The 21,291-nt window shown below is 34.7% G+C and carries 13 protein-coding genes and 2 pseudogenes; 10 read left to right on the forward strand and 5 right to left on the reverse strand.

What is annotated here, in order from left to right; all coding sequences use genetic code 11:
- Nucleotides 1-4: 4 nt before the first annotated feature.
- Entirely contained in the window at nucleotides 5-1,024 is a 1,020-nt protein-coding gene (gene holA / locus OM962_RS05410) for a DNA polymerase III subunit delta (RefSeq protein ID WP_264331079.1), read from the forward strand.
- A gap of 118 nt (nucleotides 1,025-1,142) precedes the next feature.
- Here the strand turns inward: holA and gltX are convergent, their stop codons facing one another.
- Nucleotides 1,143-2,477, reverse strand: a complete 1,335-nt coding sequence (gltX, locus tag OM962_RS05415; RefSeq protein ID WP_264331080.1) for a glutamate--tRNA ligase — start codon at nucleotides 2,475-2,477, stop codon at nucleotides 1,143-1,145.
- Nucleotides 2,478-2,698: 221 nt separating this feature from the next.
- Between gltX and typA the strand changes: the two genes are divergently transcribed.
- Both typA and OM962_RS05425 read left to right on the forward strand, forming a co-directional pair.
- Nucleotides 2,699-4,528, forward strand: coding sequence for a translational GTPase TypA (typA, locus tag OM962_RS05420; RefSeq protein ID WP_007302691.1), 1,830 nt, complete (start codon nucleotides 2,699-2,701; stop codon nucleotides 4,526-4,528).
- A 333-nt stretch (nucleotides 4,529-4,861) separates the two neighbouring features.
- Nucleotides 4,862-6,079, forward strand: coding sequence for a CCA tRNA nucleotidyltransferase (locus OM962_RS05425; protein ID WP_264331081.1), 1,218 nt, complete (start codon nucleotides 4,862-4,864; stop codon nucleotides 6,077-6,079).
- Here OM962_RS05425 and OM962_RS05430 read toward each other — a convergent pair.
- A complete protein-coding gene (locus OM962_RS05430; protein ID WP_264331082.1) occupies nucleotides 6,072-7,436 on the reverse strand; it encodes a coiled-coil domain-containing protein in 1,365 nt (454 codons plus the stop codon). The genes OM962_RS05425 and OM962_RS05430 overlap by 8 nt on opposite strands.
- A gap of 70 nt (nucleotides 7,437-7,506) precedes the next feature.
- On the opposite strand from OM962_RS05430, the gene tnpC (OM962_RS05435) reads away from it, so the two are divergent.
- Entirely contained in the window at nucleotides 7,507-8,859 is a 1,353-nt protein-coding gene (tnpC, locus tag OM962_RS05435; protein ID WP_264330459.1) for an IS66 family transposase, read from the forward strand.
- A 111-nt stretch (nucleotides 8,860-8,970) separates the two neighbouring features.
- On the opposite strand, the gene OM962_RS05440 is transcribed toward tnpC (OM962_RS05435), so the two are convergent.
- From OM962_RS05440 to OM962_RS05450, 3 genes are all read right to left on the reverse strand, one after another.
- A complete protein-coding gene (locus OM962_RS05440) occupies nucleotides 8,971-10,203 on the reverse strand; it encodes an IS256 family transposase (RefSeq protein WP_264330447.1) in 1,233 nt (410 codons plus the stop codon).
- 29 nt (nucleotides 10,204-10,232) lie between these two features.
- On the reverse strand, nucleotides 10,233-11,600 hold the full coding sequence (gene tnpC, locus OM962_RS05445; RefSeq protein ID WP_264331177.1) for an IS66 family transposase: 1,368 nt from the start codon (nucleotides 11,598-11,600) through the stop codon (nucleotides 10,233-10,235).
- A 639-nt stretch (nucleotides 11,601-12,239) separates the two neighbouring features.
- Nucleotides 12,240-13,265 (reverse strand): virulence RhuM family protein, encoded by a 1,026-nt coding sequence (locus OM962_RS05450; RefSeq protein ID WP_236717750.1) that lies wholly within the window; start codon nucleotides 13,263-13,265, stop codon nucleotides 12,240-12,242.
- Between the two features lie 637 nt (nucleotides 13,266-13,902).
- Between OM962_RS05450 and OM962_RS05455 the strand changes: the two genes are divergently transcribed.
- The 6 genes and pseudogenes from OM962_RS05455 to OM962_RS05480 form a co-directional block, all read left to right on the forward strand.
- A complete protein-coding gene (locus OM962_RS05455) occupies nucleotides 13,903-14,358 on the forward strand; it encodes a crossover junction endodeoxyribonuclease RuvC (protein ID WP_077188271.1) in 456 nt (151 codons plus the stop codon).
- Nucleotides 14,359-14,472: 114 nt separating this feature from the next.
- A pseudogene (locus tag OM962_RS05460) lies at nucleotides 14,473-15,693 on the forward strand (DNA modification methylase).
- Between the two features lie 131 nt (nucleotides 15,694-15,824).
- Complete coding sequence (locus OM962_RS05465; RefSeq protein WP_077188270.1) at nucleotides 15,825-17,687, forward strand: hypothetical protein; 1,863 nt, start codon at nucleotides 15,825-15,827, stop codon at nucleotides 17,685-17,687.
- Nucleotides 17,688-17,886: 199 nt separating this feature from the next.
- Nucleotides 17,887-18,363 (forward strand): hypothetical protein, encoded by a 477-nt coding sequence (locus tag OM962_RS05470; protein WP_264331083.1) that lies wholly within the window; start codon nucleotides 17,887-17,889, stop codon nucleotides 18,361-18,363.
- 18 nt (nucleotides 18,364-18,381) lie between these two features.
- Nucleotides 18,382-19,851, forward strand: coding sequence for an ankyrin repeat domain-containing protein (locus OM962_RS05475; protein ID WP_264331084.1), 1,470 nt, complete (start codon nucleotides 18,382-18,384; stop codon nucleotides 19,849-19,851).
- A pseudogene (locus OM962_RS05480) lies at nucleotides 19,848-21,245 on the forward strand (phage terminase large subunit family protein); the annotation flags it as partial. The gene OM962_RS05475 and the pseudogene OM962_RS05480, both read left to right, overlap by 4 nt.
- Nucleotides 21,246-21,291 lie beyond the last annotated feature (46 nt).

Consider the following 21,291-nt stretch of genomic DNA (forward strand, 5'->3'; position numbering starts at 1 on the left):
TGGCATGAGAATCACGCCATCTAAAGTTAAAAAATTCCTTGAGAAACCCGATACTTTAAGTGGTGTATTAATTCATGGGAGTGACAATAGTAAGGTCGATATTTTTGTACAGGAAATAATTGCCAACTTGAATGAGTATTCAGTTCAGGTGATGGATTTTGCAGTAGTGAATAAGTCGCCTGGCTTGTTATTTTCCGAGTTGGCAAACATTTCGATGTTTACTAAAAAAAGGTTAGTTAAGCTGATAAATGTCAGTGGAAGTATATCTAAAGAGTTAAGAAACATATTGGATCATAATATAGGCGATCATTATATAGTAATGATAGCAAATGATCTTCCATATAGTTTTACAACTAAAAGTTATATGGAAAGCTCAAAAATTTTCGGTGTCATTACCTGCTATAAGGACAGCGGTAGTAATCTTTGTGATATTATATCAAGTTACTTGAAACAAAATGATATAGAGTGCACAAGTGAGATAATCTACCACTTGCAGTCTTATTTTAATCATAGCAAACTGCCTATATATTCAGAGCTTGAAAAATTAGTTTTATATCTAGGAAAAAGAAAAGATCTTAAACTTGCTGATATAGATCTATGCTTTTCAACCTCCGGCAATGATTATGTTACACTTGATAATCTGTGCTCTGCAATAGTGAGTAAAGACATGGGACTATTCATCAAAATTTCCGATTTATTGATATTACAAGAGAATTTTTCACCGATAGCATTAATCCGTATTATATCAAATTATTTTCTACGGCTAGAAAGCGTTTTGCTGTTAATACAAAATGGAATGAATGAACAAGCTGCAATTGACCAGCTGAGTCCTCCATTGTTCTTCAAACAATTGCAGAGTTTTAAATCTCATTTGAAAAGTTTTCAACTTTCAGAACTTAAGAAGATCTTAGAAAATTTGATGAGCTTGGAAGTGACCTGTAAAAGAACTGACTTGGACCATAAAATGATCTTTCAGCATGAGATTAACTATTGGTGTTATTCGTTCAGCAGAGTAGTAAAATAAGGTAGACGAGAAAAAACAACTGAATGACAGGAGCAGAAACTGGAATGACAAGAAATCTAATATTTTCACATTTCCTGAACAATGCTTATTGATGTCATTCAAAATACATTCGGTGCATTTAAACCTTTTGTATAATTCTTTGGCTTTCTTCTAACCTTGCAATAATGCTCTCTCTACCGATAAAAATTAATAATTTAGCGAGTTCTGGACCTGTTTCTGTTCCTGTTAAAGCGAGGCGCAACTGCATAAATAGATCTTTTGCCTTTATATCAATTGTCTGTCGAATATTTTTAACCCACTCTGATAATGTGTTTTCATTACAATCACCTTGAGGTAATGTGCTTAGCGCTATTTTTATAAACTCTTTATTAAGAACCACAGGTTCTATACCAAATTTGCATATTTTCCACCATTTGGCCACCTCAGAAAACTTTTCTATATTACTCCTTATAAAATACCAAAACTCTGAGCCAATTTGACTTAAACGATCTTGCACCATTTCAAATGGCATTTGTTGTAGCACCTTGCTATTTAGCTTATACATTTCACTCAAGCTGAATTGTAAAGATGCTGAGCTAAATTTTTTGATATCAAATGAGTCAATTAAAGGCTGCATATCAACATGAGCTTCTATTGGATCAGATGTTCCAAGTTTTGCTAAATAGCTAGTTAGCGCCATTGGTTCAATCTCATCTTCTCTTATGGACTTGATATCCAGCCCACCTTTCCGTTTCGATATCTTGCTATCATCAAAATGTAGTAGGGGAAGGTGAGCAAAGATAGGAATTTTCGCTTTTAATGCTTGAATCATTTGAATCTGAACTGCGGTATTAGTTACATGATCTTCCCCACGTACAACATGGGTTACATTAAAGTCAATGTCATCAATAACAGAAGGTAGCATGTACGTATAAATTCCATCTTCTCTTTTTACTACAGGATCGCTGATATGAATTGTTGCAATATTTATTTCGCCTTTAACTTCATCATTCCATTTTACAGTTTTATTTCTATCCAATTTAAATCTGAAATGTGGTTTTCGTCCTTCTTGCTCATAACGAATTTTCTCTTGCTCAGTTAAAAGCAACGCACCTTTATTGTAAATAGGGGGAAGACCTTGTTTTAATTGCAATTTTCGTTTAGTGTCTAATTCTTCTCTTGTTTCATAACATGCATAAATATGACCTTCTTTCATTAACTGTAAGAACACCTCGTTATAGCGTTCAAAACGCTCTGATTGCTTAAAACTTGAATTCCAATTTATGCCAATCCATTTTAGGTCTTCTATGATATTATCTACATATTTGATATCTGAACGCTCAAGATCAGTATCATCAAAACGTAGTAAAAATTTTCCATTTTGATTACGTGTGTACATCCAACAAATGAGTGCAGTGCGTATGTTTCCTACATGTAGGTAGCCAGTTGGGCTTGGAGCGAATCTTGTTAGCATTTAAATGATTACTTTAGTTTATTTAATTTTATATAAATGTACTGCTAAAGCAAGATTCTTCTTTGTCTTGGTGTTAGTTGCTACAAAGTACAGCGAACATGAAACCTTTTTGTTAGAGTTCCATGATCTGCCTAAAATACTCTGAAAGCACGGCTTTAGTTATTTACTCTAAATATATTATACGTATACTTGTTATTAAATTAAATTTGAAATGATAAGAAATGAGTGAATTTAAATCAATCCGCAATATTGCAATAATTGCACACGTTGACCACGGAAAAACTACTTTACTTGATAACATGTTAAAACAAAGTGGCACGTTTCGTGAGAATCAAGAAGTTCAAGAACGAGTGATGGATAGTGGTGATCAAGAACGTGAACGTGGGATTACAATACTTGCAAAATGTACGTCAATAATGTGGGGTGATGAGAAAATCAATATCATTGATACACCAGGACATGCGGATTTTGGTGGAGAAGTGGAAAGGGTGCTCTGCATGGCAGATGGTGTATTACTACTGGTTGATGCTGCAGAAGGTCCAATGCCACAGACTAAGTTTGTGTTGTCAAAAGCACTAAAGGCAAATTTAAAACCGATTGTGATAATCAATAAGGTTGATCGACCAGACAGCAGAATTGATGAAGTACTAAATGAAATATATGAGTTATTTTTTAACCTTGATGCAACCAACGAGCAACTAGATTTTCCAGTACTCTATGCTTCAGGTAGAAACGGTTGGTGTGCTAAGGAGCTATCTGATGAGAGAAAAGATTTAAGCCCATTATTTTCAACGGTGATAGATTACATAAAACCTTCCGTTTATGATCAAAATGCACCTTTTGCTATGCTAGTTACTTTACTTGAATCTGATAAATTTCTTGGCAGAATATTGACAGGAAAGATTTACCAAGGAATCGCGCAAGTTAACTCAGATCTTAAGGTAATTGATCTTGATGGTCAAGTGGTTGAGCGAGGGAGATTAACTAAGTTACTCTCATTTTCTGGCTTAAAACGCGTTCCAGTAGAGCAAGCTGTAGCTGGTGATATCATTGCCATTGCAGGACTTGAGAAAGCTTCAGTTTCAGACACTATAGCAGCACCAGAAGTTACAACTGCGATCAGCTCAACTCCAGTTGACCCGCCAACAATGGCGATTACTATAAGCGTTAATGACTCACCTTTTGCTGGGCAAGAGGGAACAAAACTTACCTCAACTGTTATAAAAGATCGTTTATATGCAGAAGCAGAAACAAACGTTGCAATTACTGTAACTTTGGCTCCAAGTGGTGAAGCATTTGAAGTAGGTGGACGTGGTGAGTTGCAGCTTGGGGTACTGATTGAAAATATGAGAAGGGAAGGTTTTGAACTTTCAGTTTCACGGCCTCGAGTGCTGTTTAAAGAAGAAGATGGCAAAAAACTTGAACCTATAGAGGAAGTAGTAATTGATGTAGATGATGAGTATAGTGGAATCATCATGGAAAAACTTAGCTTTCGAAAAGGTGAAGTAACTGACATGAGACCTTCTGGTAGTGGCAGAACTAGGTTAACATTTTTAGTGCCATCAAGGGGATTAATTGGCTATCAAGGAGAATTTTTAACTGATTCTCGCGGCACTGGTATAATCAACCGTTTATTTCACAGTTATGCTCCACATAAAGGTTCAATTTCCGGAAGGCGTAATGGGGTTTTAATTTCAACAGACAAAGGCGAAGCAGTAGCGTATGCAATTTTCAATCTGCAAGATAGGGGAATTATGTTTGTTAAGCCACAAGATAAGGTATATTGTGGTATGATTGTCGGTCAGCATAGTCGTGACAATGATTTAGAAATAAATGTACTTAAAGGTAAGCAATTAACAAACGTAAGAGCTTCAGGTAGCGATGAAGCTATAAAGCTTACTCCACCAAAAATAATGACACTGGAGGATATGATAGCATATATAGACGATGATGAATTGGTAGAAGTAACTCCAAAATCTATACGTTTGCGTAAGAAGTTCCTCGATCCAAATGAACGTAAGCGTGCAGGAAGGGCGAAGAATAAAGAGTAATCAACGTTCCTGATAAAAATCTGGATGAGCTACTCGAATAACACCATCATAAAGGGAACCAGTGTCAGTTACTTGAGCAGGTACTGGGATGACAAGAGAAGGCTACAAAGGTGTCATGCAAGTAGCTCATCCAGATTTTTTATAATCATCGAAAACATTGTATTTTAACATTACTTTTATACTTATAAGTTTCTAGGCACTGGATTTGTTGTAGACTTACTCTATCACTTTACCCTCTTATTTTACCACTCTCCTGCCTATATATTTTTATATGAGGCTTTTTGCAAAAGTTTCGCATTTTTTGTAACATGATTTTCAGTATGTGTAACCTAAATGCAAATTGATCACGAAACTAGTGTAATTATTGAGGCCATAGAGAAATTTGGTGGTGAGGCAAGGCTTGTTGGTGGATGTGTTAGAGATTCAATTTTGCAGCGTGAAATTCACGACATTGATCTTGCTACTAATCTGCTGCCTAATCAAACAATTAAAGCGCTCAAGCTTTGCAATATAAAGAGTATTCCAACTGGTCTGAAACATGGAACTATCACTGCAATTTTACACAAGAGGTCCTTTGAGATTACAACGCTAAGGCATGATGTAAAGTGTGACGGTAGACATGCGAAGGTAGAGTTTACTAATGATTGGCAAGCTGATGCTTCAAGGCGCGACTTTACGTTTAATGCTCTTTATGCAGACAAGCATGGCCATATATACGACTACTTTGGTGGCATTCAGGACTTAAAAGCACGAAAGTTAAACTTTATAGGTAACGCTGAAGATAGGATTAAGGAAGACTATCTACGTATTTTAAGAGCGTTTCGTTTTCACGCTAAAATATGCATAGGAGATTTAAGTGATGAAATATTGGATGTGTGCAAAAAGCATTCACACATGATTCAAAACCTCTCTGGAGAGAGAATAAGAGAAGAAATATTTAAACTCTTGGAATGCAATGATCCTGCTCCAACACTTAAGAGCATGCAAAAATCTGATGTTTTACAAAAAATTATTCCAAAAGAAGTAAAATGCGAAATTTTGTCTTCACCACTTCTTATCAACACTAAACCTCCTACAGAACCCTCAGCGTATGTCCATACGCCTTTCCTAGATGATGCACTAACAAAATTAGCTTTGCTTCTTAGAACTGCCGAAGATAGGCTTAATCTTGGAGAATATGTAAGCAAACTTCTACGCCTTTCAAATAAGCAAAAGAAAAAGCTATTATTTTTATTATCAAACGATATCAAAACAGAGCTTTCAGAAAAAGAACAAAAGAAATACATATCTTTATTTGGTAAGGAATTATATTGTGACTTAATGAAGATTTGTGGTATTGAGTCTGGAATAAATGTTGATGAGTATATTTCATTTGCTAAGATGTTTAACATTCCAAAATTTCCTTTATCTGGTGATGATTTAATAACTATAGGTCATCAACCAGGAAAAAATTTAGGTAGAAACTTGGAATTGCTACGACAACACTGGGAAGACAGCTCCTACACTTTAACAAAGGAGGAGCTGATACTTTATGCTAAGAGCTTTATTTAAATCTTCCTTTACTTACATTTGTCGTATTGCTGTGACTCATGGAAGAGTTAGGTGTGTATTCTTTTTTAGCTTTTTCTGTTAATTGGTATTCATTGTTTTCTTCTGAAGTTTGAACGCACATTTTCTGATCTGGGCATAAAAATTTATCTCTTATACTTGATGCCAGTTGTAATCCTTGAATCTTATCTGAAAAACATTTCATTTCAGCTTTCGTTAACTTCTGCACAACAAATTTTTTGACTGAATCATTATCTTTACAATTCATTTTACTCCAAGAATTCACGATAGAAGTTAGTTCTGCTTGAGTTATTTTCAACTTTTCTGCGCGCTTTTTAACAAATTCAACCTGCTTGAGATTATGTTGTTTAATAAAATCTTTAGCAAGTTCTTCAACAACTTCGTGAACCTTAGTTTCTATAATCGCTTTTCCAGATTGAACCAAATTCTCTTTCAACAGTGCAAGTAACTTATCACTTTTAAATTTATAACCATTTTGATATTGTAGAGATTTTATAGTTTTCTCAAGCACGTTATGGCAAAAGTATTTTCCTTTAAGTTCAGGAAAACCTTTTTTCAACTCTTTATTTTTATCAGATAAAAAGTTATCGAGGCTCTTATCTCTAAAAATCTTGTTAGGAAGATTCTGAAATTTTGAAAGAGTTGATTTGGTAGTTGATTTTGTAATAGACGCTGTATCTAGCGCTTTAGCTTTTGCTTGTTCTTTAGTTTTTTCATCAATCCCTTCTAATTTTGTATCAACATTATTTGACTTTTCTTTTAACTCTTGTGGTCCATCTTCAGCTATTGAACTTTCAATCTGTTGATTTTTTAATGTCAAATTTTCATTAAATGTTTTTGTACTATCCGTAATAGATAATACTGCAACACTTTTCGCTTTTTCTTGTTCTGCACTCAGATGTTCAACTTGTTCTTGCAACTTTTTATTCTTCCCTTGTGAAGATTTTAATTTTTCCTCCAAATCTGCCTTTTGTTTCTTTATTTCAACGTTACTTTCTTCTAATTTCTGTGATTTTTCCTGCAATTTGTCAACTTCACTTTCTAATTCTTTTTTCTCTTTTTCAATGGTATTTAGATTAGTCTTTTCTTTCTCTAATTGTTGTTTAAGATTCTCTACTTCAGCATCTTTTTCCTTAGCTTGTTCTTTCAATTCATTAATTTCACTTTCTAAATCTTGTTTCTTTTTTTCAATGGTATTTAGATTAGTCTTTTCTTGCTCTAATTGTTGCTGAGTACTTTCCAATTTTTTTTCTAAATTTAGCATTTTTTCCTTAGCTTGTTTTAATTCTGCTTGTTTCTCCTTGTATCCGTTCAGAGGTGTGGCAAGGATAAAAAACAATTGACATAATATATTAAAGTAGTAATAACACAAAATGTTGATAGTAAAGTAAGGCTAGATGCTTCAATTGTTGATCAGTATTGTAGAGTTATGTAAAAACTTAGAGCAGAAAGTAGCAAAGATTGAAGAAAAAAATAAAATCTTAGAAATAGAGAATGCTGAACTAAGAGAGAGACTCGGCTTAAACTCAAGGAATTCATCTTTACCAAGTTCAAAAGAGCTGTACAAAATAAAAAAAGACACACCAGAAGATAAGTCAGAGGGCGGCAGGAAGATAGGTGGTCAAGTTGGACATAAGGGGAATTGCCGAGCTAAAATGGAAGCAGATGAGGTGGTGAAGGTAGAGTTACCAAATAGATGCGAGTGTGGTGAAGAAATCGCAATATCGGAAAAACCATATGTCTATCAAAAAGTTGATTTACCAGAAATTAAGCCTTACGTAGTTGAGTATCAATTAGAACATGGTCGCTGTCGTAAATGCGGAAAAAGAAGGAGTAGCAAATTACCAGAAGGAGTTACACCGGATACCTTTGGTCCTAGAGTTAAGTCAGTAGTTGCATCACTAAGTGGGTTTTATAAGAATTCAAAGCGAGAAATAGCGAATATTATGAAAGACATCTTTAACATGAGTATAAGTGTTGGTAGTGTGTCCAATAGTGAAGCAAGGGTTTCGTCAAAATGTAAAGAAGCCTATGAACAAATAGAGGAAGAAATAAAAGCAAGCGAAATTTTGCATATTGATGAAACCAGTCACTACAACAAAGGCAAATTGGGATGGTGCTGGATGTTTGCCAACAATAAAGCAAGTCTTATGAAGTTAGCAGATACAAGAGGAATGAAATTTTTAAAGAATAGTGCATTTTGTGATTACAAAAACCTGGTAATTACTGACAGATATGCAGTTTACAACCACTTCAGTGATGAAAAACGACAAATTTGTTGGGCTCACTTATTGAGAAATTTCGAGAGGTTATCTCATAGTTGGAATAGTGAAGTAATGAGACTTGGCCATTGTTTAAAAGACGCAGCTAATGGATTGTTTGTATTAAAAAACGCTTTGTCAGAAAATGAAATTAGTATTTCAAAGTTCACTAAGCAAGCTAAAGAATTACGAAGATACATACAGTACTGCATGATAAAAATATCTTATATACTTGAAGCAAAAGGAGCTTCACGAACGGTAAAGGGTATTATAAAATCCGAGTCAATGATGTGGACATTTTTGGATGACCCAGAGAATATTCCATTAACGAATAACCATGTTGAGCGACAGATACGGCATTATGTTGTCTATCGTAAGAATTCATATTTTGCACAGTCAGAGCGAGGGAATAGATTTCTTGAGCGGATAATTTCGTTGTATCTGACTTGGAAACAAAAGGAATTAAACCCTTTTCAAAACCTGCTAGCTGTTGTTTCTTAAACCACACCTCTGAACGGATACGATTTTATCAATAAATTGCTCCCTATCTTCTTGATTGCGCTCTTGATATAGTGTGAGGGAACGTTCAAAAAAGTGTGTCAAACCGTATTTTTAATTCAACTCAATTTTTAATCTATCAGGAAAAAAGATATCAAGTTGAGATATAGTTAAAGCCCAATTAGGTAAAGCCATAGCCCATTTTTGCTCTACTTTTTTTATAGCACAATATACCTGTTTATACAAGGCATTTGTATTAGTAAATGAGCCTTTGGTTTTAGTAAATTTTCTAATCTGTCTGTGCAGTCCCTCAATAGGATTAGTGGTATAAATTAGCCTCCTAACAGGACCTGAATACTTAAAATAACTGGACAAATTTTCCCAATTATTCTGCCAAGATTTTATGACTAATGGATACTTTTCGCCCCATTTTTCCTCCAGTTCAAGCAAATAATTTTCGGCAATTTCTTTACTTGAAGCACGATATATTTTTTTCAAATCATTCATGAAAACTTTTACATCTTTGCTAGATACATATTTCAGTGAATTCCTTATCTGATGCACTATACATAGTTGTACTTCTGCTTTAGGAAATATACTATTTATAGCTGTAGAAAAGCTTTTTAGCCCATCAATGCAGGCAATTAGAATATCTTCTACTCCTCTTTCTTTGAGGTCATTTAGCACTCCCAACCAGAAATTAGCTCCCTCACTTTCAGCCAAATAAAAACCTAATACTTCTTTTCTGCCATTTTGATCTATGCCTAATATGTTATACATACACTTGCTTACACAATGTCCATCCTCCTTAACCTTAAAAAACATGCCATCCATGAACACTATTGGATATACTGATTGCAGTGGACGGCTGCGCCATTCATTGATTATTGGTAGCAGTTTATCAGTAATACTGGATATCTCTGCTGCTGATATTTTGTGGTCATATATTTCCTCAACGTGTGAAGCTATGTCTCTGTATCCCATGCCACTGGCGTATGTACTTAATACCTTTGCTTCAAGTTCTGGATGTAGGCTTGTTTGCCTTTTTCTAACTATTTGTGGTTCAAAACTTCCCTCCCTATCTCTTGGTGTTAGCAGCTCAAATGAGCCTCCACTCGTGCGTAAAGTTTTTGCGTTTCTCCCATTTCTTCGGTTATTTTCTTCACTTTTAGCTGACATGTGGTTTTCTATTTCACCTTCCAGACTTGCCTCTAGCAACCTTTTTATAAACGGTGTTAATGCTCCATCTTTTCCTGTCAATGGTTTTCCTTCTCGTATAGATGACAGGATATTTGTTTCTAATTCTTTATAATCTACCAACCCATTAGTTCTATTTGCTTGACTCATATCAAACCTCCATTTTTTATATCAATTTATTACTTTACTTCTCGGTTTGACACACTTTTTTGAACGTTCCCAAAAGGGTTTAATTCCTTTTGTTTCCAAGTCAGATACAACGAAATTATCCGCTCAAGAAATCTATTCCCTCGCTCTGACTGTGCAAAATATGAATTCTTACGATAGACAACATAATGCCGTATCTGTCGCTCAACATGGTTATTCGTTAATGGAATATTCTCTGGGTCATCCAAAAATGTCCACATCATTGACTCGGATTTTATAATACCCTTTACCGTTCGTGAAGCTCCTTTTGCTTCAAGTATATAAGATATTTTTATCATGCAGTACTGTATGTATCTTCGTAATTCTTTAGCTTGCTTAGTGAACTTTGAAATACTAATTTCATTTTCTGACAAAGCGTTTTTTAATACAAACAATCCATTAGCTGCGTCTTTTAAACAATGGCCAAGTCTCATTACTTCACTATTCCAACTATGAGATAACCTCTCGAAATTTCTCAATAAGTGAGCCCAACAAATTTGTCGTTTTTCATCACTGAAGTGGTTGTAAACTGCATATCTGTCAGTAATTACCAGGTTTTTGTAATCACAAAATGCACTATTCTTTAAAAATTTCATTCCTCTTGTATCTGCTAACTTCATAAGACTTGCTTTATTGTTGGCAAACATCCAGCACCATCCCAATTTGCCTTTGTTGTAGTGACTGGTTTCATCAATATGCAAAATTTCGCTTGCTTTTATTTCTTCCTCTATTTGTTCATAGGCTTCTTTACATTTTGACGAAACCCTTGCTTCACTATTGGACACACTACCAACACTTATACTCATGTTAAAGATGTCTTTCATAATATTCGCTATTTCTCGCTTTGAATTCTTATAAAACCCACTTAGTGATGCAACTACTGACTTAACTCTAGGACCAAAGGTATCCGGTGTAACTCCTTCTGGTAATTTGCTACTCCTTCTTTTTCCGCATTTACGACAGCGACCATGTTCTAATTGATACTCAACTACGTAAGGCTTAATTTCTGGTAAATCAACTTTTTGATAGACATATGGTTTTTCCGATATTGCGATTTCTTCACCACACTCGCATCTATTTGGTAACTCTACCTTCACCACCTCATCTGCTTCCATTTTAGCTCGGCAATTCCCCTTATGTCCAACTTGACCACCTATCTTCCTGCCGCCCTCTGACTTATCTTCTGGTGTGTCTTTTTTTATTTTGTACAGCTCTTTTGAACTTGGTAAAGATGAATTCCTTGAGTTTAAGCCGAGTCTCTCTCTTAGTTCAGCATTCTCTATTTCTAAGATTTTATTTTTTTCTTCAATCTTTGCTACTTTCTGCTCTAAGTTTTTACATAACTCTACAATACTGATCAACAATTGAAGCATCTAGCCTTACTTTACTATCAACATTTTGTGTTATTACTACTTTAATATATTATGTCAATTGTTTTTTATCCTTGCCACACCTCTGAACGGATACTACTAATAATATCGTTTTAAAAAGATTCTACGACTCCAGGGTACAATTATACTACTAAGACCTAAGTTACTTATGTAAGGTAGCTTAAAACCCGATTATGAGGCACTTCTAAATTATCTTTTACCTTAAACTTTTACTTACTACAAAAAACCTTGTTTCATTTTATCATGTTTTTTATTTGTTGTAAAATATTTTTTCAAAAAAGTGAACAGCTTTTGTAATTTAGGTAAATATATATAACAAGAGCTGGTTATTTTGGAGGTCTTATTGAAATATAACGACTTTTATTTAAAACTCTTAAGGAAATATTTTAAATAATCTCTATAAACAAATTGTAGGTGAAGATAAAGAAAAAAGTTTTGCCATAAACATAAGCTACAAAACTCTCTCAATAGTTCAAGATGGAGACAAATTTATTTATTTACGTCTCCAATTTTATCGCGTACAATGGAGACAAAGATTTATGTTTTCACTAGGGTGGTTCACCCCTTGAAATTAAAACAAAAGCAAGATGTCAAACACAGATAGCTCAACTACAAGCTGGTTTTTGTTGTAGTTATTTTCTCACTTTCTTTACTTGCTTTAATCAATTCATCAAAGTCAGATTCATGTAATTTATCTTGTATAACTCTGTACTTTTCGTATTCTCCTTCAGCTAGAGCTTTTGCAACTTCAGCACTAACTTTACCAGCATCTTTAAGTACTTCATAATCATTGAACAATAGAAATGCATCCAACTTTTCAACCCAATTCTGCATTTTCATTAGCCGATGCTTTCTTGCTTGAAGTTCTGCATAATCTAGATACATTGAAACAATGTGATTTAGTTCACTTAATTCTTTTTCAGTCAAGTAGTTTTTTGCAACACTTACATCACTCTTATGAATTTTATTACCTAGACCATCTTTCCAAGTAGTTAGTCCCATATGTGGTTTTTTATGATCAACTCGAGAATATATTAGCTCTGCTGCAGTCAAGCCGTAAATCGCCCAATATAATTTATTCTGTACTTTTGCATAAAATTGTTTTGTTATTTCTGAATTTGGATCATAGTCTGCAGAGCATTCAGCATAAATGTCAGTAATCTTCTGGTAAAACCTACGTTCGGATGCTCGTATTTCCCTGATTTTTTCAAGTAACTCATTGAAGTAGTCTTTACCGAACTTCCTTCCGTTTTTTAGTCGTTCGCTATCTAATGCAAATCCTTTGATAATAAAATCCTTTAAAATTTTCGTAGCCCATACTCTGAACAATGTTGCTTTTTTAGAATTAACTCGATAACCAATAGCTATAATTGCATCCAAATTATAAAATTGTGTAGGATACTGTTTACCATCTTCAGCAGTATTCCGGAAAATCCGGATAACTGAATCTTTATCTAACTCTTGACTAGCAAATATGTTCTGTAAATGCTCACTAATTGTTCTAATATTAACATCAAACAACTCTGCCATTCTTTTTTGTGTAAGCCAAATGTTTTCATCTCGATACAAAACATCAATTCTCACGTCTCCATCTGGAGTTGTATATAATAAAATTTCGTTCCCATTTATTATCATATCTACTCTACCTTACTTCAAGTAGCATATGGGTTATTTGTAAAAAAGACAAGCAACTGTAAAACTCTAAAAATAGAGAACTATCTGCTTTATTCTTTAGCTGATAAGCAGTTTTAAAATTATTTTAACTTTTTTTTAGAAAATCCCGGAAAAAGTGGTGAGAAATCCGGTATATATATAATAGAAGGGCATTGATGTAGTTTGTGGATGTGCTTCAAATACAAAAGCTTTAAGTGTCAATTCAAAACTCGGCAAACAAACATTGAATATACTTGTATTTTTTTAGATGAGGTAAAAACTTCATTTTAAAGCTAGGTGTAACTTTATAGATCCAATCTCTCAGCACCTCATCAAAGAATGCACTTAGTACCCTTTAAAACTTAATTAAATGGTATTTTTAGTAATCTTACTGTTACAAAACAAACTTGCAAGCAACGGTTTTTATCCTTTGCAAAAAAAATTGAACAGTTTTTGTAATTTTGGTGAATATATATAATAAGAAAACAACTTTCTGCAGTAGCACATAATTCTCGAATTTCCGTTGTTGGTCTACAAAAACCTATGAATTGCTAGTGTATTTTGCAGAAACCAGACGATATTTTGGAGTAAGTGCTACTTGTAATTTTAATAATAGCAAATGTCAATCCTAACACTGGACCTCGGCAAACAAACGGGCTGGGCAATTCTGACAGATGGAGCAATTCAAAGTGGGAGCAAAAGCTTTCATGGTAGTCGTTTCAGTGGAGGTGGCATGTGCTTTTTGAGTTTCCGTAATTGGCTTAACTCTTTAGAACATAAGTTCACTGCAGTGTATTTTGAGGAAGTAAGAAGACATTTAGGAACAGATGCAGCGCATTGCTACGGTGGTTTTCTGGCTGTTCTCTCTGCTTGGTGTGAAGAGCATCATGTGCCATACAAAGGTGTTCCTGTAAAGACTATAAAACGCTTTATAGCAGGCAAAGGCAATGCAAGTAAGAGTGAAGTTATTGAAGCTGTAAAGGAAAAAGGATTTTCACCTAGAGATGATAATGAGGCGGATGCTTTGGCATTAATGTTTTACGCTATGAATCTTGGTAAAGATTTTAACACATAAAAAATACCATAAAAGTGGGTCCTTTCGTCCATAATGGCGGGTTTGGTGGGTCCGACCCCAGGCCTTCTCTAGCGTCAGATATATTTTGAATATTAACTTTTTAATTATTAAGATATGAATTTAGCAATCCACTACTATCCTACTCGAAACCTAGTTGAATATGAGCGTAACCCACGTAAAAATGACGATGTGATCAACAGAATGTGTGCTTCTATTCGGGAATTTGGCTTTCGTATACCAATAGTTGCAAAAAGCGATGGAACTGTGGTTGATGGTCATTTAAGACTTAAAGCAGCAAGAAAGCTTGGTATGGAGAGTATTCCAGTGGTTTTAAGTGATAATTTAAATGAACCACAAACCAAAGCTTTTCGATTACTGGCCAATCAATCAGCTAATTGGGCAAAGTGGGACGATGAGCTTTTAAAAGTGGAAATTCAGGAGCTAGAAGATTTACAGTTTGATCTTAAAATGACTGGATTTGAATTGGAAAAAGTTCAACGGTTTCTTGATGATTTAGATGGTGAAGAAGAAGATCTTTCTGACTTAGTTGTTGATAACAAAAAAGTAGAAATAACAAAACCAGCTGATCTATGGATTTTAGGTGATCATCGAATCTATTGTGGTGATAGCTCTTTAGTTGAATAATATAAAGCGGTATTAGATAATAAAATGGCAGATATTACCGTATGTGATCCTCCATATAACGTTGATTACGGTAGCAGTCAGGAAAGAGAAGAGAAAAAAATATTAAACGATAATCAAGGTGAAAAGTACGAACTTTTTCTCTACGACATCTGTTCCCATATTTTAGCATATACGAAAGGTGCAATTTACATCTGCATATCATCATCAGAGTTTTCAACGTTACAAAAAGTATTTGAGGAAGCGGGAGGGAAATGGTCAACATTTATCATTTGGGCAAAGAATCACTTTACGCTAGGAAGATCAGATTATCAAAGACAATACGAAGCAATGCCCTATGGATGGAAAAGCGGCAATAAACGTGAGTGGCATGGGGGTAGAAATCAAAGTGATCTGTGGTTTTATGACAAACCAGTGCATAACTCATTACATCCAACAATGAAGCCAGTAGAGCTAATGGAAAGAGCAATAGTTAATAGCAGTAGATCAGGAGATATCGTACTTGATCCATTTAGCGGCTCTGGAAGTACACTGATTGCATGCGAGAGAACAGGAAGAATTTGTAGGACAATAGAGCTAGATTCAAAATTTGTAGATGTAACCATAAAACGTTGGCAAGTGTACACAGGTAGGGAAGCAATTCTTTCTGGTACTGGTAAAACTTTTTCAGAGATTCAAGAAGAAAAACAGTAAGAAAAAAGTGGAAAAGATAACGCAAACAGAAATTTAGTAAGCATGAGTAGTTGTAATATTAATTTACTGGTATATACCGTATTTTAATTAGTTCAATGTAGTACATGTAAATCAATTTTAAATTAAATAAGATGTACTCAACGAATCAATCAAACACGTTACCTAAAATCGTAACGTTGCAAACAAATAATGAAGTATCGTTTTCTGAAGAAGTAGAAAATAATGTTTCAAATTCTACACTATCTGTTAAGGAGAGAATTGAATTGTTTGAAAAAGGTACGAAGCAAGAACCTGACCTGAACACTGAATGCAAACTAGCTTCTTTAAATGTGATTAGCAATAGTAGCGATAGCAGTATTACAGCAAAAATAGACGAAGCAGGTGCTGATTTTTCAGTGAGTTGTTCTTCTTTAGTATTGGATGATGGTAAAGACATAGAGGACGAATTTAATGCAGTTTGTGAGGCAAATGGAATAGAATATAACCGTCCGTATTCTCTTGATCAGTTTGAGGCAGCATCAAACACATCTTCCAACTCCCAAATAGACAACACAAAAGAAATGCAAAAAGAGGAAGAGGATAAAGAATTAGGAGATAAACCAAAGCCGTTACCTAGGAATGGAATGTTGGAGAAGGACAATATTAGAAATGTAGCTCCACCTTCGCCTAGAACAGCAGAAAATCATCGGTTGAGTATTATTCAGGATATTGCACCACCAAAGCCACCACATTCTTCTTTCCAATTAAATGGAGAAAAATGTGATGAGCAAGAAGCTATAGGAGAACCTATGTATGCAACTATAGACCAAAGTAAAAGATTCTCGAAAAGAGGTTTAGATGGTAAAATAAATGATCAAAGTCCAGAGATAGAAAATTCAAATTCTGAAGAAACATCAATTAAGAAAGGATCAATTGATGAACCTGTAGATCTGAATACAAAATTTTTAAAAAAGAGTTTGGAAGGAAGTGATAGTGGAATAGACAATAGAAGTGCAGAGATGAGTGAGTCTTGTGGCAATCAAGGATGGGAGAATATGTCATTAAATCATGATAGTCCAGTTACACTTTCAACTAGCTCATCAGAAAAAAGTGATAATGAAGAAACCCCGTTAATTAAAAAAGAAAAGAAAACAAATAGAATTTTGCCAAGAGTAAAATATGCAGTGCAGCAGAAGGAATTTATAATTTTCGGTATAGCTGCTGTTGCACTTAGCGTTTCTGCAGCTTTGGTATATCTACAGGATAAAGGACAATTTATTGCATTTTTTGCAAACAGCCCTCTCTATATTACTATGCCAATGATAGCAATTACTTCATTGCTTGCAATTAGCACAATATTTTGTGGAATAAAGCAATTTAGAGATACTGAAGAGTGTCAAATAGGAGGAAAGAATGCGAATGAAACTTTGAATCAGGTGCTAAAGTATCAACCAAAAGATAAAGTAATAAAATCATTCAAACTGGAATACAGCAATGGTACTCATTCACATTTTACACTTAACGCTTGGAAGGGTAAGAACAACTTCATTAATATTGACGACAAAGTCATTAGTAGAAGAAATAAAGTAGGATCAGTAATCAAAGATAGGCCATTATTTACAGCATTATTAAGCAGTTTGGTTGCTGCAAATATAGTATTGCCTTTATTGCTGTATGTAGAAGGTGGTATTAATAGTGTACAGAAGTTTTACCAGAACGCTTTGATTAATAACGTAGGGTTATCACTACTTGCAGGCTCGAGTATACTTGCACTATCAGTGATATTCCTTGGAGTACATTACTACAGAAAAACAAATTGCACAAATCTTGTATATTGTGAGGAAAGAATTGAACCAGAAAAAGTTAATGGAAAGTTCATTGAGGAAATAAAGGAAGCAAGGACAAAAGTGCTTGAAGAAAACCATAGTAAAGCTGCTAAATGCAGCAGTTTAAGGCTAGAGCAAGTAGTGGTTGAATCTCATAACTACAAAGATGTAATTTATAGTATTAGTTGAAAATAGCCAAATTTCACTATGTAAAAAGAAAGCAGCTATAGAGCATTGCTTCGTAAAACCGGAGTACTTCGCTCTATATTAGTAAAATATCTCTAAGACGCTGGCAAGTATAAACAGGTGGGGAATTGCTGATACTGGCAAAACCTTTTCAGAGATTCAAGAAGAAAATTCGTAGAAACAAGAGAGAGGAGAAAAAAAAGTGAAAATCACACAAGCAGAATGGGCAAGAGAGATAGGAGTATCAAAGCAATATGTCTGTTCTTTAGTAAAAAAAGGAATAGTTGAGTTGGAAGATGGACTTATTGACCGAGAACAAGCAAATGAAGCGGTAGCAGCAATAAGAGATCCAAGTCAACCACTGAGGAGGAAAAATCCAGAAAGTACAAGTAACCTTTCTACGATGTTGCTAAAAACTAGAATAAAAAATGAAATGGAGCGAGGAAGGTTGCTAGAAGCAAAGGCAAAAGCTGAAATAGGAGAACTTGTAGCAGTAGAGGAAGTAAAAAGTGAGGCATTTAACGTAGCAAGAGTTGTACGTAATAATTTGCTTAATGTTCCAAATAGAGTTTCAGCACTGCTTGCATCACTGAGTGACACTGAAAAAATTCACGAGACGCTAACTGAAGAGATTACAAACTCACTTGAAGAATTATCTAACGCTAAATTTAAAATATAAAAAGATTTTGAATACAAAATGGCTGATAACTTAAGTTTAGAGTTAATAAAGTGTTTAATCAATCAACCTGGATTAGATGTTAATGTCAGAGGGTTAAACGGAAAAACTCCACTGCATTGCGCTATAGAGTTTGATGAATTAAGCATGGTAGATTTGTTACTCACGAAGAAGAACATTAATCCTTTTGTGGAAGATAATGAAGGTAAAACATCTCTTGATTACGCCAAAGAAGGGAAAAAAGCAGAAATATTACAAGCACTAATTAATAACAAGTACGGGTCAGAACAAGATAGCTTACTTCATTTAGCTGCAATGATAGGTGAAATTAATGCAGTGAGATATTTGATCAGAAAAGGTATTGACGTTAATGTACGAAATGCTTTGCACCATACTCCATTACATCTAGCAGCAGGCATAGGACATGCAGAAGTTGTAAAGATTTTGATAAGAGAAGGAAAAGCTGAAATAGATGTCTTTGATGCACGAAATCAGACACCAATGCACTATGCAGTTAATAACAAAAAGTTAGAGATAGTAAAGTTACTGCTGAAACTTGGAGCAGATGTAAATAGTGCACGCATGGGACAAAACTCAATGAAATTGTCGCCTGTGCATATAGCTGTAAGTAATACTAATTACGATGAAAGAGACTTATGTCTTGATATCCTCAAATGCTTAATAAAGGAGCCTAATGCTCAAGTAAATTTGCAAGACTACGAAAATAAAACACCACTACATTATGCTGAAAGACTAAAAACAATAGAAGTTTTACTAACGCGAGAAGATATAGACCCTCTGGTAAAAGACGATAGCGGTAAAACACCATTTGATTACGCTAAACCTGAGATAAAGAAGGCTTTGATGAGTAATAAATACGGTTCTGAAAAGAATAGTCTACTCCATTTAGCTGCACAAAGAGGAGAAATTGAGATTGTAGATGCAATTTTAAGAGAAGAAATCGATATTGATATTGTAAATAATAAAGGTTTATCACCGGTTTACCTTGCTGCGGAAAAAGGGCATTTACATGTAGTAAAGTTATTGCTGAAAAAAGGAGCAAACTATACACCTGTTCTGCATTTAGCAATCAAGTCAAATAATTTAGAATTGCTAAAAACTTTATTTAAAGAAAAGAGTATCAAATTACCAGATAAGATAGGCAGATCTGTACCAATTTATTATAGGTGTATGGAGCATAGAGATGCAAAAGTAAGAAAATACAATAGTGTGATCTGTGTTTTTACCTCAGTAAGTGCAGTAGCAATGGCAGCATATATAGGTTTAACAGCAACAACAATAAGCAATGCAATCATTTTTGCAACAATAACAGGAATATTTGCGCTTATTATAGCAATAATGATAAGTGAGATGAGCAAAAGGTATATAGAAAATGAATTTCAGAAAAAGATGTTTATGGAATTGGAGGAATGTAGTTCTACTGTTAATGATGTTGAGATAGAACCAGCAATAAGTAGGGTTAAGGTATGATCTATGCTACATCTTTTTCTGAAGGTTTAAGACCAGATCCACTACTTAAAGTATCAGAGTGGGCGAATGAGTATCGAGTTTTAGCGCCAACTGCAGCATCAGAGCCAGGTAAATGGAGAACGGAAAGAACTCCTTATTTAAAAGAAATCATGGATTCACTTTCTCCGTTCTCACCAGCAGAAAAAGTAGTATTCATGAAAGGAGCGCAGATTGGAGGAACAGAAGCTGGTAACAATTGGATTGGCTACATCATTGATCAGACACCAGGTCCAATGTTAGTTGTGCAGCCAACAGTTGAAATGGGAAAACGTTGGTCAAAAGGAAGATTTGCGCCGTTAATAGAGAGTACGCCATGTTTAAAGAGTAAAGTAAAAGACCCAAGGTCAAGAGACTCAGGCAATACTGTACAAAGTAAGGAATTTCCAGGTGGAATAGTAGTAATAACCGGAGCAAATAGCAGTGTAGCACTGAGATCTATGCCAGTAAAATATCTCTTTCTTGATGAAATAGATGCCTACCCAGGAGATTCAGGAGGAGAAGGAGATCCAGTACTGCTTAGTATTGCTCGAACTAATACATTTGCACAGCGAAAGATTTTTTTAGTATCAACACCAACAATTCATGGAATAAGCAGAATTGAGAAGGAATTTGAAGCTACAGACAAGAGATATTTTTTTGTACCATGTCCGCATTGTAATTATTACCAAATTTTAAAGTGGTCACAAATAAAATGGGAAGATAAAAATCCAAATACAGCACACTATATGTGTATAGAATGTGGTGAAAAGATAGAAAATCATCAAAAGACAGAGATGCTAGACCGTGGAGAATGGAGAGCTACAGGGGCAAAAGAAGGGGAGAAAAAAGGATTTCATCTTTCAAGTCTTTATAGTCCAGTAGGCTGGTATAGTTGGCAACAAGCAGTAGAGGACTTTCTCCATGCAAAGGAAAGCGAACAATTACTGAAGGTTTGGATAAATACTACGCTTGGAGAAACCTGGGTAGATAAAGGAGAAGTACCAGATTGGAAGCAATTATTTAACAGGAGAGAATTTTTTCCCGTAGGCACAGTACCAAAAGGTGAAGTGGTTCTCACAGCAGGAGTAGATGTCCAAAAAGATCGTTTAGAAGTAGAAGTTGTAGCCTGGGGAAAAAGCCGTGAAAGTTGGTCAATAGACTATCGAGTATTTGAAGGAGATACAGGAGGTGGAGAAGTATGGGGAAAACTCTCTGAGCTCTTAAATCATCATTTTATCGGTGAAAATGGGCTTGAATATATGATAAGCATGATGGCGGTTGATGCAGGGTATGCAACGCAGGAAGTTTACAACTGGGTGAGAAGTCATCAAGGATCGGGAAGAGTAATGGCAGTGAAAGGTGTAAATAAAGCACTATAGTATTTCCTAAAGTAAATGATAAAGGTATAATAAAGTATTTGAG

It is taken from the genome of Wolbachia endosymbiont (group B) of Erebia ligea (assembly GCF_947179575.1).
Lineage (GTDB): Bacteria > Pseudomonadota > Alphaproteobacteria > Rickettsiales > Anaplasmataceae > Wolbachia > Wolbachia pipientis_C.

Coding starts and splice junctions, on each gene's coding strand:
- holA (WP_264331079.1), top strand. CDS start 5: ATGAGAATCACGCCATCTAAAGTTAAAAAATTCCTTGAGAAACCCGAT.
- gltX (WP_264331080.1), bottom strand. CDS start 2,477: ATGCTAACAAGATTCGCTCCAAGCCCAACTGGCTACCTACATGTAGGA.
- typA (WP_007302691.1), top strand. CDS start 2,699: ATGAGTGAATTTAAATCAATCCGCAATATTGCAATAATTGCACACGTT.
- OM962_RS05425 (WP_264331081.1), top strand. CDS start 4,862: ATGCAAATTGATCACGAAACTAGTGTAATTATTGAGGCCATAGAGAAA.
- OM962_RS05440 (WP_264330447.1), bottom strand. CDS start 10,203: ATGAGTCAAGCAAATAGAACTAATGGGTTGGTAGATTATAAAGAATTA.
- OM962_RS05450 (WP_236717750.1), bottom strand. CDS start 13,265: ATGATAATAAATGGGAACGAAATTTTATTATATACAACTCCAGATGGA.
- OM962_RS05455 (WP_077188271.1), top strand. CDS start 13,903: ATGTCAATCCTAACACTGGACCTCGGCAAACAAACGGGCTGGGCAATT.
- OM962_RS05465 (WP_077188270.1), top strand. CDS start 15,825: ATGTACTCAACGAATCAATCAAACACGTTACCTAAAATCGTAACGTTG.
- OM962_RS05475 (WP_264331084.1), top strand. CDS start 18,382: ATGGCTGATAACTTAAGTTTAGAGTTAATAAAGTGTTTAATCAATCAA.